This is a genomic window from Streptomyces hawaiiensis (genome assembly GCF_004803895.1).
Taxonomy (GTDB): Bacteria; Actinomycetota; Actinomycetes; order Streptomycetales; family Streptomycetaceae; genus Streptomyces; species Streptomyces hawaiiensis.
In genome coordinates this window covers 8262041-8274939 of the sequence record NZ_CP021978.1, presented here as the reverse complement: position 1 = coordinate 8274939, position 12899 = coordinate 8262041, and the positions used below count along the sequence as shown (strand labels likewise).

Genomic DNA, 12899 nt, shown 5'->3' with positions numbered 1-12899 from the left:
GATGACGGCCGTTCACGAAGGACACGGCGACCTCGTGCTGGGCGCCTTCGGGCAGATGGGCTCGCGCATCGACTGCGCCGGGTTCAACCGGCTCGACCTCGAGGGCCCGCAGGTGCTGTGGCTGGTGGCGTCCGGCGCCGTCGACCTGTTCGCGGTCGACGCCGGCCAGCAGGGCCACTGGCACCATCTGGGCCGGCTGGAGGCGGGCTCACTGGTGCTCGGCCCGGTGCCGGGACCGCAGCACACCCTGGTGGCCCGTCCGCTGCGGGACTGCGTGGTGCACCGCATCGGCCTGCGCGAGCTGTACCAGCCGGCCAACACGGCGACCTGGTCGTACGACGAGTACGGCAACCCGCAGTACGTACCGCCGACGACGAGTCCGCTGGAGTACGCGCTCGCCCTGGGCGTCGGCCGCAGCCTGTCCATCCTCTTCCAGGCGCCGATGGCCACCGAGCGGGCCGCGGCGCCCACGGACGACGACGTGTTCTGGATGCAGGTGCCGCCGGGCAGCGTGCAGTACGGATCGCTGTACGGCGCGGAGGCCGCGGCCGACCTGCTGATGGACCCCGCGCTGTGGCAGTCCATGGTCGACCAGCAGTACCGGCTGCTGACCACGCTGGACCGCTGGATCGAGCAGCTGGAGCGCACCCACGAGACGCGCACGGCCGCGGGCATCAAGGCCGGTGAGGCGGTGCGCGCCCAGGCCGACCGGACACTGCTCGCCTCCATCGGCAAACGCTCCTCCAAGCGCACCACCGCGGCCGACGCGGACGCCACGTACGCGGCCTGCAAGCTGGTCGGGCAGGCGGCCGGGATCCGGATCACCGAGCCGACCCAGAAGGGCACCGGCGGGGACCGCCTCGACCCGGTCGAGCAGGTCGCCCTGGCCTCCCGGGTCCGTACCCGGGCCGTTCGGCTGGACGGGCGCTGGTGGCGGGACAACGTCGGACCGCTGGTCGGTCAGCGCGCTTTGTCGGGCGCGCCGGTGGCGTTGCTGTGGCGGCGCGGCGGCTATGTGGCGGTCCATCCGTCGACCGGCCGTGAGACACCGATCGAGAAGGCGAACGCCGACGAGTTCGAGCCGCGCGCGGTGATGTTCTACCGCCCGCTGCCGGAGCGGGGGCTCAGTCCGCTGAGGCTGCTGCGGTTCTGTATGCAGGGCATGCGCGGCGACCTGACCGGGCTGTTGCTCAGCGGCTTGGTGACGGTGGCGATCGGCGCGCTGGTGCCGATCGCGACCGGCAAGGTGCTCGGCGAGTTCGTGCCGAAGGCGCAGACGGGCCTGATCGTGCAGGTGTGCCTCGCGGTGATGCTGAGCAGTGTGGTGGCGGCGGCCTTCATGCTGTTGCAGAACCTGACCATCCTGCGGTTGGAGGGCCGTATCGAGGCCACGCTCCAGCCGGCGGTGTGGGACCGGCTGCTGAGGCTGCCGACGAAGTTCTTCACCGAGCGCTCCACGGGCGAACTGGCCAGCGCGGCCATGGGCATCAGCTCGATCCGCCGGCTGCTGGCGGGCGTCGGGCCGACGGTCGCCCAGTCGGTGACCGTCGGTGCAATGAACCTCGGGCTGCTGCTGTGGTTCAGCGTGCCGATGGCGATGGCCGCGATCGGCATGCTCGTCGTCATCGCGGCGGTGTTCCTGGGGCTCGGGCTGTGGCAGGTGCGGTGGCAGCGGAGGCTGGTGGTGCTCTCCAACAAGCTGAACAACCAGGCGTTCCAGACGCTGCGGGGGCTGCCCAAGCTGCGGGTGGCCGCCGCCGAGAACTACGCGTACGCCGCGTGGGCGTCGGAGTTCGCGCGCAGCCGTGAGCTCCAGCAGAAGGTCGGGCGCATCAAGAACCTCACGACGGTGCTGGGCGCGGTGTACCTGCCGCTGTGCACCCTGCTGATGTTCATGCTGCTGGCCGGTCCGGCCCGGGGCTCGATGTCGGCGGCGGCGTTCCTGACGTTCAACACCTCGGTGACGATGGTGCTGACCTCCGTCACCCAGCTGACGGGCGCGTTCGTCTCGGCGGTGGCCGCGCTGCCGCTGTTCGAGGAGATCAAGCCGGTGCTGGACGCCACGCCCGAGGTGCGTACGGCGAGCACCCGGCCGGGGCCGCTGAGCGGGGCGATCGAGGCGCGCCGGGTGTCGTTCCGCTACTCGGACGACGGTCCGCTGGTCCTGGACGACGTGTCGTTCGAGGTGCGGCCGGGCGAGTTCGTCGCGGTCGTCGGCCCGAGCGGCTGCGGAAAGTCGACGCTGCTGCGGCTGCTGATCGGCTTCGACCGGCCCGTGTCGGGCAGCGTGCTGTACGACGGGCAGGACCTGGCGGCCCTGGACCAGTCGGCGGTGCGCCGCCAGTGCGGTGTGGTGCTCCAGCACGCACAGCCGTTCACCGGCTCGATCCTGGACGTCATCTGCGGCACCGAGCCGTACACGCCGGAGGAGGCGATGGCGGCCGCCGAGATGGCGGGGCTCGCCGAGGACATCAAGCGGATGCCGATGGGCCTGCACACCATCGTCGCGGGCAGCGGCGCCGTCTCCGGCGGCCAGCGCCAGCGGCTGATGATCGCTCAGGCGCTGATCCGGCGGCCGCGCATCCTCTTCTTCGACGAGGCGACCAGCGCGCTCGACAACGAGACGCAGCGCACGGTCATCGAGAGCACCAAGGCCCTCCACGCGACCCGGATCGTCATCGCGCACCGGCTGTCGACCGTGATGGACGCCGACCGGGTCGTGGTGATGGAGGACGGCAAGGTCATCCAGCAGGGCCCGCCCTCGCAACTCCTCGCCGACACCAATGGCCGGCTGCACGAACTGGTGCGCCGCCAGATGGCGTGAGGCAGCGCACTCCCCCACCGGCACAGCGAAACGTGGCCGTTTCGCTGTGCCGCTTCCGGCCGGTCGGTGGCGTGTCCTCGCCGGTACGGAGCGTGCGGTCTGTTGGCGCGGCCCGTAAATGGGTACCCACCGCCCATGCGAATCAGCGTGGTGGATGTGGGATCGAACACGGTCAGACTTGTGGTCGCGGACGCGGCGGACGGGGTGCCGCTGCCCGTGCACACCGCCAAGTGGCGGCTCAGGCTGTCCGAGCAGGTCACACCGGGGGGACCCATCCCGAAGCAGGCCGTGGAACAGCTCGTCGACGCGGTCGCCGAGGCGAGCCGGACCGCGACCCGATGGGGTGCGACCGGCCCGCTGGCGTTCGCGACCGCGGTGGTCCGCAACGCGCCGAACCGGCACGAGGTGCTGCGCACCGTCCACGACCGTACGGGCATGGACCTGTGCACCCTGCCGGGCGAGGTCGAGGCCGAACTGACGTTTCTCGGGGCCCGGCGCTGGATGGGGTGGCGGTCGGGGCCGCTCGCCCTGCTCGACATCGGTGGCGGCACGCTCGAAGTCGCCTTCGGACGCGGTCGGTTGCCCGATTTCGTGGCGTCCTTGCCGCTGGGCGCACGGCGGCTGACGCACGAGTTCTTCGAGGACGAGGACCCGCCGTCACCGGAGCGGGTGCGGGCACTGCGCCGCAAGGTCCGCCATCAGCTGCGGGACGTCGCGGCACGGATCCGCTGGGAGGGCCCGCGCACCGCGGTCGCCACCTCCCGCACCTTCCAGCAGCTGGGACGGCTGTGCGGCGCGGCGCCCGGTCGCCACGGCCCGTTCGTGGACCGGCAGATGCACCGCTCCGAGCTGCGGGCGGCCATCACGCAGCTGTCCGCACTGCCCGCCGCCGAACGCGCGCACCTGCCCGGCATCTCCGCACCGCGCGCCGCACAGAGCCTGGCGGGAGCCGTGGTCGGGCACACGGCACTGAAGCTGACCGGCATCAAGGCCGTCACGGTCTGCCCCTGGGCGATCCGCGAGGGCGTGCTGTTGCGCCACATCGAGGACGGCCCCTCCTGGTGGGCGGAGGTCGCCCGCCGCAGCGCGGAGGCCGTCCCGCCCGATCCGGTGCCGCTGCGCATCGCCGCAGCCTCCACCTGAACCGCCCACAGCCGTGGCCGGACGTACCGAACGAAGGAAGGAGACCCCCGTGTCCCAGCACAAGGACCACGACCGGGACGAGGACCAGCACGGCAAGCCGCCCGAGACGGCGCTCGAGGAGGTGCTGCGGGAGGTCGAGGACGCCGAGAACCGCACCAGGGACTCCGCCGGGCAGCGCCGCCACCGGGGCGAGGCCGGTGAGGCCATCACGCCCAATGCGCGTGCGCAGGAGGAGTCCGAGGGGGACTGACGGGCGCCGCGCGGCCCCGGGCTGCCGGCCGCGGCGGCGCGATCGGCCGCGCCCGCCCGGCGGGGCGGTGTCCGTCCGACGGGACCACGCCCCGCCCGGCGGGACCGTGCCCCCTCCGGCGAGGCCACGCTCCGTCCGACGGGGCCACACCCCCGGCGCCGAGCGGCCCCGGGGTGCCGGCCGCAGCGACCCGAGCGGCCGCGCCCGCCCGGCCGGACCGTGTCCGCCCGGCGGGACCACGCCCCGTCCAGCGGGACCACGCCCCCTCCGGCGAGGCCACGCTCCGTCCGACGGGCCACGCCCCGCCCGACGGGGCCACACCCCGGCGCCGAGCGGCCCCGGGGTGCCGGCCGCGGCGACCCGAGCGGCCGCGCCCGCCCGGCCGGACCGTGTCCGCCCGGCGGGACCACGCCCCGTCCAGCGGGACCACGCCCCCTCCGGCGAGGCCACGCTCCGTCCGACGGGCCACGCCCCGCCCGACGGGGCCACACCCCCGGCGCCGAGCGGCCCCGGGGTGCCGGCCGCAGCGACCCGAGCGGCCGCGCCCGCCCGGCCGGACCGTGTCCGCCCGGCGGGACCACGCCCCGTCCGGCGGGGCCGTGCCCTACGTACGGCGGGTGACCTCGGCCGCCGGGCGGGTACCCGGCCCTCATGGAGCACGAAGGACCACGACTGCCGACCCCGCGCGGCCCGCTGAGCAGGGGGGTCGACGCCTGTCTGCGAGGCGTCGGCCGCCTGCCCCGCCTCGAGGACGTCGCCCGCGCCGAGGTGTACGGCGACGACCTCCAGCTCGCCCTCTACCTCTGCTATGAGCTGCACTACCGCGGCTTCGCGGGTGTCCCCCCGGAGCGCGAGTGGGACCCCGACCTGTTGCGCGTCCGCGCGGCCATGGAGCACCGCTTCCTGTCCGCGCTGCGCACCGACGCGCACGTCCACGACAGCGTGGACGAGGCACTGGCCGGCCTGCTGGTCGAGCCCGTCGAGGGCACGGGCGTCACCCACTTCCTGCGGGACGAGGGCGAGCTGTGGCAGGTGCGTGAGTACGCGGCCCAGCGCTCCCTCTACCACCTCAAGGAGGCGGACCCGCACGCCTGGGTGCTGCCGCGACTGTACGGCCGGGCGAAGGCGGCGATGGCGGCGGTGGAGTTCGACGAGTGGGGCGGCGGCCGCGCCGACCGCGTGCACGCCGTCCTGTTCGCCGACCTGATGACGGACCTGGGCCTGGACACCACGTACGGCCGCTATCTCGACGCGGCGTCCGCCGAGGCCCTGGTCACCGTGAACATGATGTCCCTCTTCGGGCTGCACCGGGCGCTCAGGGGCGCCCTGGTGGGCCACTTCGCGACGGTCGAGATCACCTCGTCGCCGGGGTCGCGGCGGCTCGCCGAGGCGATGCGCCGCACGGGTGCGGGGCCGGCGGCCGAGCACTTCTACGACGAGCACGTCGAAGCCGACGCCGTCCACGAGCAGGTGGTGCGTCACGACGTCATCGGCGGGCTGCTGGAACGGGAGCCGCATCTCGCCCCGGACGTCGCCTTCGGCGTCGACGCCACCGAGTTCGTCGAGGAACGCTTCGGCGCCAGGCTCCTCACCGACTGGCGTGCGTCACGTTCGTCACTGCGTGAACCGCTGGCCCGGGAAGCAACTCATATCTCCTGATGGCCGGGGTACCCGGCGTCCGTGACTGCACTGGTACCCCCGGGCGTGTACGCCCCGCAGGAGGACACCGAGCTGCTGGCCGGTGCCCTGTCCGACGAGCCGCTGCCGCCGGGCGCGGAGGTCCTCGACGTAGGCACCGGCAGCGGCGCCCTGGCCCTGGAGGCCGCGCGCCGCGGCAGCCGTGTGACCGCCGTGGACGTGTCCTGGAGCGCCGTGTGGGCCGCGCGGCTGAACGCCCGGCTGGCGGGGCTCCCGGTCCGCATCCGGCACGGGAACCTCTTCGAACCCGTACGCGAAGAAACGTTCGATCTGATCCTGGCCAATCCGCCGTACGTGCCGGCGCCCGACGGTCATCGCAGGCCGCCGCGGGGCGCGGCCCGGGCCTGGGACGCGGGCGGAGACGGGCGGCTGGTCGTCGACCGGATCTGCCGGGAGGCGCCCGGTCTGCTGCGGCCGGGCGGGGTGCTGCTGCTCGTGCAGTCGGCGCTCAGCGGCCCGGACCTGACCGTCGGGCAGTTGCGCGCGGCCGGCCTGAAGGCCGCCGTGACCCGCCGGCGCCGGATCGCGCTCGGGCCGGTGCTGCGCGGCCGGGAACGCTGGCTGCGGGAGCGGGGACTGCTGTCCGCCGCCGATGACAAGGAAGAGCTGGTGGTCGTCCGTGCCGAACTCCCCGTCTGACCGGCCCGCCGCACCTCGCCGCGTGGCCGTCCAGCGCAAGGGCCCGCTGTTGATGGAGGGCCCGGTGGAGGTGGAGCTGGAGGACGGCTCCGTCGTCACCTCCGACCGCTTCCGCGTGGCCCTGTGCACCTGCCGCCGCAGCCGCCGCTACCCGTGGTGCGACACCAGCCACCGCGACCGGGCGTGAGGCGCCGGGCGTAGAAAACCCAGAGGCCGGCGGGCGGCCCCACTCCGCCCGCCGGCCCCCTCGCGCGAGATCGCGGCTTCCCGTGACAACGGCCCGGCTCCCCAGCCACGGCCCGCTGTGCTTCACGGATTCAGCGCGATCCCGGTCTGTGGGATCGGCCCTCTCAGAAGGAGAAGACGCCCGTTCCGTAGGCGTTCTTCATGCAGTCGTTGGAGAAGGTGCGCTCGTAGGAGACGCGCTTGCCCTGCCAGACGCCGTCGACGGTGACGACCACGGGGTCGTACTGCTTGGTGCACCACACGCCTTCCTTCGCGGTGAGGGCGTCGAAGTCCCCGCCGACGCCGCGCAGTTCCGCGCAGGCCGGGCCGGCCGCCGGGTGCGTGCCGGCGGGCGTCGGGGCACAGGTCAGGGTGACCGCGCGTTCCGGAGTCGCTGCGATCGCGCTCTCACCGTGGCCCACCGTGAGGACGAGGGCCGACGGGGCGTAGAGCGCGGTGGGGGCCTGACCCGGGGTGGCGAGGGCGGCCCCGGAGAGGGGTCCGCAGACGGCGGTGGCCGTCAGGCCGAGGGTCATGGCCCAGCGCGCGGTGTTCCGCATTGTGTGCATCCTTCCGCATCGATGACAGGGTGTGCCGGCCCGTGCTCGGTCGGTGCCCGGAGCGGCGAGCGCGAGTCTGCCGAGTCCACAGCGGAAACACACATCGACCCCACGGGTTTCAGTAACATTGCGTATTGAATCAGTGGCGCGAAGTTACGGAATCCGCACGCGGGAAGCCCGTAACTGCGCGGTCCCCGGGGGCACGAAGCGGCCAGATGGCTGATTTCCGTGCGCTCGTTAATAGGCCTGAAACATTCCGATTCCGCTCTCGGCCGACCGTTCGGCGACCCCTTGTGTTCATGGATCGGCCGAGTAATCGTCATTACATGATTACGAATGAGCAGAGAGAGAAGCTTCGCGGCTGGTTCGCAGGCCGCCTGCCCGACGACCTCTTCGAGGAACTGACCGAGCTCACGGTCGACCGCGAGGAGATCCTGGTGGTCGGCCGCATCCCCGCGCCCCGGCTGGCCGAGGACGCCCCGGCCACCGAACGGGAGGCGGCCCTGGAGAGCCGGGCGCAGGAGTTCCGGGAGCGCACCCGCGAGGACCGGATGGCCGTGGCCCGGGAGGCCGAGCACCGGTTCCGCCGGAAGGTGTCCTGGGGTGTGGAGTGCGGTGGGCGGCGGACGCTCTTCACGCACGTGGCCGCGCCGGTCATGACGCGGCTGCGCCAGCCGGAGCGCCAGGTCCTCGACACCCTGATCGCCGGCGGCGTGGCCCGCAGCCGCAGCGACGCGCTGGCCTGGTGCGTGCGCCTGGTGCAGCGGCATACGGACGACTGGCTCGCGGAGTTGCGCGACTCGCTGGAACACGTGCAGCGGGTCAGGGCCCAGGGTCCGGACACCGAGCCGGACCCCGCACCAGGCGCTGACGACCGGGAGTGACCACTTGTCAGACCCTGCGGCTACGTTGCCCGCATGACCGACTTCGTACTGGTGGCAGGGACATGGCTCGGGGCGTGGGCATGGGACGAGGTGGCCGGGGAGCTGCGCGACGCCGGGCACGACGTCCACGCGCTGACGCTGTCGGGCCTCGCGGAGAAGCGCGGCACACAGCCGGCCGGACAGCGGACGCACGTCCGGGACATCGTCGGGGAGGTGGAGCGTCTCGACCTGCGGGAGGTCGTCCTGGTCGGACACAGTTACGCGGGCATCCCGGTGGGGCAGGCCGCCGAGCGGATCGGCGACCGGCTGCGGCGCCTGGTGTTCGTCGACGCGAACGTGCCGGAGGACGGGGAGTCGTTCCTGTCGGGCTGGCCGAGCGGGCATGTCCGGCAGGCGATCGCCGATCACGACGGGTACTGGCCGCCGCTCGGCCCGCCGGACTACGCGGGGCAGGGGCTGACGGACGAGCAGATCGCCCGCATCGTGGGCGGCTCGACCCCGCACCCCGGTGTCACACTCACCGAACAGGCCGTCCTCGCCCGCCCCCTCGCCGAGCTCCCGGCGACGTACGTGAAGTGCCTCCTCGACGGGGACGAGCCGGTGCCGGCGGTCGCCGCGGCCCTCAAGAGCGACAGCTGGGAGCTGGTGGAGCTGGACACCGGGCACTGGCCGATGTTCTCGCAGCCGCGCGCCCTGGCCCGTGTGCTGCACACGGCGGCGGCCCGGCCCTGATCCACCGGGAGCGCATACCGCTCGGTATCGTCGGCCGTACGGCACGGTCTCGACGAGGAGACGACGAGAGGCGGGGCGTACGGTGGGCAAGCACTGGGCGGACTTCCAGTACGAGATCTATCTGAACGGGATGGCGGGTGCCGTACCGCGGCTGCCCACCGATCTGACCCGGCTGGAGGAGCTCACCGAGCAGCGGCTCGGGCCCGGCCCCGTCGGCTATGTGGCGGGCAGCGCGGGCAACGGCAGTACGGCCCGCGCCAACCGGGCGGCCCTGGAGCGCCGCCGGATCGTGCCGCGCATGCTGCGGGACGTGCACGAGCGGGATCTGTCGGTCGAGGTGCTGGGCCGGGCCCTCCCCGCCCCCCTCGCGCTGGCCCCGGTCGGCGTACTGTCGATCATGCACCCGGACGCCGAGTCCGCCGCGGCCCGGGCCGCCGCCGCGCAGGGCGTGCCGTACATCCTGTCGTCCGCGTCCAGCACGCCCATGGAGCAGGTCGCCGAGGCGATGGGCGACGCCGAGCGCTGGTTCCAGCTGTACTGGCCGAAGGACCCGGAGGTGGCCCGCAGCTTCCTGGGCCGGGCGAAGGCGGCCGGCTACACCGCGCTGGTCGTCACCCTGGACACGCCGCTGCTGTCCTGGCGGCCGCGCGATCTCGACCAGGCGTACCTGCCGTTCCTGCACGGGGTCGGCACGGCCAACTACTTCTCCGACCCGGCCTTCCAGGCGGGTCTGGCCAAGCCGGTGCACGAGGATCCGAAGGCGGCCGTGATGCACTTCGTCGGCATGTTCTCCGACCCGGCCAAGAGCTGGCCGGACCTTGCGTTCCTGCGGGAGAACTGGGACGGCCCGATCGTCCTCAAGGGCGTCCTGCACCCGGACGACGCGCGACGGGCCGCCGACGCGGGCATGGACGGCGTGGTCGTCTCCAACCACGGCGGCCGCCAGGTGGCCGGCTCCGTCGCGGCGGCCGACGCCCTCCCCCGCGTCGCGGAGGCGGCCGGCGACCGGCTCACCGTCCTCTTCGACAGCGGCGTCCGCACCGGTGACGACATCTTCAAGGCCCTCGCCCTCGGCGCCCGCGCGGTCCTCGTCGGCCGTCCGTACGTCTACGGGCTCGGCCTCGACGGCCGGTCCGGCGTCGAACACGTCATCCGCTGCCTGCTCGCCGAACTCGACCTCACGCTGGCCCTCTCGGGGCATGCGACACCGAGCACGATCGGCCCGGCCGACCTCGTCGAGGATCCGGCCTGACGGGTGGGCCGCGCGGCGCGTTCGCCGCGCAGCCCCGCTCAGGCCCCCCGGCCCGTCGTCACGCGGTGCTGCCGTCGGTCAGTGTCACCTGGCGGGCGGCCGGGTCGTCCGGCTCCTCGATCGACAAAGAGCCCTCCGCCGACGGCAGGGGCTCCGGCTGCCAGCGCTGGGCGTCGGAGGACCGGTCGCGGACCTTGACGACGATGTCGGCGCCCGGGTCGTCGTCGGCCGGGGTGAGGGCGAGCTGCTCGTCCCAGCGGGGCAGCAGCTCCCCCTGCACGGTGAGGTCGTAGCGCACGTCGTCGCCCCGCTCGGCATCCTCGTCGGCGCAGGTGCCGAGGACGACGACACCGGCGTCCTTGTGGGAGTCCAGACACAGCCCGGGATCGGCGACGCTGCGCAGCAGCCCGTCGTCCTCGTACGTCCACTGCTGGGTCCACACCGTCGAGCACTGCGCCAGCTTCGTGCCGGAGCCCTCCTTCGGCAGGTCCCGGATGTCGAGGCACAGATCGGCGCCGGCGTTGCGCAGCCGCGTCACACCCGGTGCCGCGGGAAGCCCGGCGGTACCGGGCGGCGTCACCGACGGGGAGCCCTTGCCGCCGTCGGCGGCGCTGTTGGAGCCGGCCGGGTCGGCCTTGCCGCCGTCGTGGGACGACGCGCTGATGGTGAGCAACGTCGCCAGTACCCCGGCCGAGACCGCGCCGACGCCCGAGAGCAGCGCCCGCGAGGAGCGCAGCGCCTCCGGAACCCGGCGGGCGGGCACAGGGAGCCGGGACAGCAACCCGTACCGTCCGCCGCCCCGCCGTCCGCCACCGCGCCGGTCGGCGCGAACGCCCCGGGTGCCGTGCGACGCGCGTCCCGGGCGCGAGTCGAGGTAGCGGCGGGCGCCCCAGCCGAGCACCGCCTCGGCGATCAGCGGCCCCAGCGGGCCCTCGAAATGGCTTAGTTGTTCCGCCGCGTTACGGCAGTAGCGGCACTCCGCCAGATGCTGCTGGACGTCCGGCAGCAGTGCGCCACCCCGGCGGATCGGGACGTCGAGGAGACGGTTGTAAAACCGGCAGTCGTGGGTCGGCGCGAGTTCACGATGGGCGTGTACACAGCCTTCACGGAATGTGTCCCGGGCCTGTTCGAGGGTCGCCGACGCGAGATCGGTGTCCATGCCCAGCAGTCCGGCCGGGACGCTTAAAGGATCTGCCTCGACCTCGACATGCCAGAGCAAACAACGCGAGGCCGCGGGAAGTGCCTGGAATGCCCGCTCCGCGAGGGTGCGATTATCGGGCGTCATGGACGTCGCCGCGCGCAGCCCGCGCCCTCCGGCCGGTTTCTGCAACGCGGGCAGAACGGCCGATATTCGTTCGTCGCCGGACCACTCGCGGATCGTGTCGCGCACGGTCACGAGAAGGGCCGGGCGCAGTGCGACGGCGGAGTCGCCGAAGGCGAGGCGGTTGAGGGTCCGGTGGAAGGCGGTCCCGGTCACCATCGCGGCGACCTGCGCCGACGAGGCGAGACAGATGACCGCGTAGTCGTGCACCGGCTGGTAGTGCCGCGCCATCAGCAGTGCGACGGAATGGGCGGCGACCTCGCCCTCCGGACTGCCTCTCAGCGGGGCGGCGAGTGATTCATCGGATTCCCCGGGATCCCCGCCGGGCGGGGGATACGGGGGGCGAGGGGGGTGGGGGGTGGGCACTGAGATGGTTCCTTCCCACGCATGTGACACACAGGAGTCATGCCGCCGAAAAAGGAGCCCGGTTGGTGCGTACCCTCTTTGGCGCGGCGCGGGAGGTGAGAATTCACCGACGGTGAATCGGTCGTGGTCCACAAATCACGTGCGACACCCGGCGATTCCCCCCGCACGCGTGTTTCACTCTTGCACAACCCCCACACGGCCAACAAGGCGCCCGGACAACATCCCCGCCATTGACAGAAAGTCAGAAACGGGAACGCGTGTGCGCAGCTCGCACCTGTTTTCGACATTTCCCTGCGGCCCGCGTGAATCGGGCACCGGATCCGTTCCTCAGATCTGCCAGGAGCGCAGCCGGTCCGCCGCACCGTAGACGTCGGTGGTGCCGGACAGCAGATCGCGGGCGAGGTCGACGAGGGCGCCGTAGGGCGGGTCGATGCCGACGCCGCTGACGAACATGTACGCCACGGCGGTCGCGCAGGCGAAGCGGGCGTTGGCCGAGGGCAGCGGCCGGAGCACGGTGATGGTGTGCAGCAGCGCGGCGGCCCGCCAGGCCGGGTCGGAGTTCACCCCGAGGCGCGGCGGGTCGACGCGGTGCCGCGCGACGGCGGCGACCAGCGCGGAGAAGTCGTTGACGGTGGGCTGGTCCGGCAGGACCTCTTCGTGGCGCTGAAGCAGCCAGGGCACGTCGATATGGATCAGGGGCGCCATGGGTCAGGCGGCCCGCCCTTCGCCCTTGGCGGGCGGTTCGTCGTCGGGGAACGCGGCGGCGAACTCGTCGGCGTGGGTGGAGAAGAACCGGCGGAAGGCCTCCGCGCCCTCCTGCAGGGCCCGGTGGCGGGCTATGTCGGCCGCGGCCGCCTCCCGCACGAGCGCCTTCATGGACGTACCGCGCTCCTTGGCGATCTGCCTGAGGTCCTCAAGTTCGCGGTCGCTGAACTCCACGTTGAGAGCTGGCATGCCTTCACGGTACCGCTCGGGTACTGACTCGTAAATATCCCCAGGTCAGGA

At 73.0% G+C, this 12899-nt stretch carries 13 protein-coding genes; 9 read left to right on the top strand and 4 right to left on the bottom strand.

Going from position 1 to position 12899, the window contains the following annotated elements; genetic code table 11:
- The first annotated feature begins 1 nt into the window (after position 1).
- The 6 genes from CEB94_RS37540 to CEB94_RS37515 all read left to right on the top strand — a co-directional run bounded on the left by CEB94_RS37540 (position 2) and on the right by CEB94_RS37515 (position 6741).
- Positions 2-2824 carry an NHLP bacteriocin export ABC transporter permease/ATPase subunit gene (locus CEB94_RS37540; protein ID WP_175436394.1) on the top strand — a complete coding sequence of 941 codons (2823 nt, stop codon included), beginning with the start codon at positions 2-4 and terminating at the stop codon, positions 2822-2824.
- A 135-nt stretch (positions 2825-2959) separates the two neighbouring features.
- Complete coding sequence (locus CEB94_RS37535) at positions 2960-3967, top strand: Ppx/GppA family phosphatase (RefSeq protein ID WP_175436393.1); 1008 nt, start codon at positions 2960-2962, stop codon at positions 3965-3967.
- A 49-nt stretch (positions 3968-4016) separates the two neighbouring features.
- Positions 4017-4217: a hypothetical protein gene (locus tag CEB94_RS37530; RefSeq protein ID WP_175436392.1), complete on the top strand. Its 201-nt coding sequence runs from the start codon at positions 4017-4019 to the stop codon at positions 4215-4217.
- A 651-nt stretch (positions 4218-4868) separates the two neighbouring features.
- Positions 4869-5876: an iron-containing redox enzyme family protein gene (locus CEB94_RS37525; protein WP_175436391.1), complete on the top strand. Its 1008-nt coding sequence runs from the start codon at positions 4869-4871 to the stop codon at positions 5874-5876.
- A 21-nt stretch (positions 5877-5897) separates the two neighbouring features.
- Complete coding sequence (locus CEB94_RS37520; RefSeq protein WP_246112038.1) at positions 5898-6554, top strand: HemK2/MTQ2 family protein methyltransferase; 657 nt, start codon at positions 5898-5900, stop codon at positions 6552-6554.
- Positions 6535-6741 carry a CDGSH iron-sulfur domain-containing protein gene (locus tag CEB94_RS37515; RefSeq protein WP_175436390.1) on the top strand — a complete coding sequence of 69 codons (207 nt, stop codon included), beginning with the start codon at positions 6535-6537 and terminating at the stop codon, positions 6739-6741. The genes CEB94_RS37520 and CEB94_RS37515 overlap by 20 nt, the downstream gene beginning before the upstream one ends.
- Before the next feature lie 163 nt (positions 6742-6904).
- On the opposite strand, the gene CEB94_RS37510 is transcribed toward CEB94_RS37515, so the two are convergent.
- Positions 6905-7339: a protease inhibitor gene (locus CEB94_RS37510; RefSeq protein ID WP_175436389.1), complete on the bottom strand. Its 435-nt coding sequence runs from the start codon at positions 7337-7339 to the stop codon at positions 6905-6907.
- Positions 7340-7665: 326 nt separating this feature from the next.
- Here CEB94_RS37510 and CEB94_RS37505 point away from each other — a divergent pair, with 326 nt between their 5' ends.
- The 3 genes from CEB94_RS37505 to CEB94_RS37495 all read left to right on the top strand — a co-directional run bounded on the left by CEB94_RS37505 (position 7666) and on the right by CEB94_RS37495 (position 10207).
- Complete coding sequence (locus tag CEB94_RS37505) at positions 7666-8223, top strand: hypothetical protein (protein WP_175436388.1); 558 nt, start codon at positions 7666-7668, stop codon at positions 8221-8223.
- Positions 8224-8256: 33 nt separating this feature from the next.
- Complete coding sequence (locus CEB94_RS37500; RefSeq protein ID WP_175436387.1) at positions 8257-8955, top strand: alpha/beta fold hydrolase; 699 nt, start codon at positions 8257-8259, stop codon at positions 8953-8955.
- An 82-nt stretch (positions 8956-9037) separates the two neighbouring features.
- Complete coding sequence (locus CEB94_RS37495) at positions 9038-10207, top strand: lactate 2-monooxygenase (protein WP_175436386.1); 1170 nt, start codon at positions 9038-9040, stop codon at positions 10205-10207.
- Positions 10208-10265: 58 nt separating this feature from the next.
- Here the strand turns inward: CEB94_RS37495 and CEB94_RS37490 are convergent, their stop codons facing one another.
- The 3 genes from CEB94_RS37490 to CEB94_RS37480 all read right to left on the bottom strand — a co-directional run bounded on the left by CEB94_RS37490 (position 10266) and on the right by CEB94_RS37480 (position 12848).
- A complete protein-coding gene (locus tag CEB94_RS37490) occupies positions 10266-11894 on the bottom strand; it encodes an RICIN domain-containing protein (RefSeq protein WP_175436385.1) in 1629 nt (542 codons plus the stop codon).
- A gap of 327 nt (positions 11895-12221) precedes the next feature.
- Positions 12222-12599, bottom strand: coding sequence for a toxin Doc (locus CEB94_RS37485; protein WP_175436384.1), 378 nt, complete (start codon positions 12597-12599; stop codon positions 12222-12224).
- A 3-nt stretch (positions 12600-12602) separates the two neighbouring features.
- Positions 12603-12848: a hypothetical protein gene (locus CEB94_RS37480; protein ID WP_062930854.1), complete on the bottom strand. Its 246-nt coding sequence runs from the start codon at positions 12846-12848 to the stop codon at positions 12603-12605.
- Positions 12849-12899: the final 51 nt, after the last annotated feature.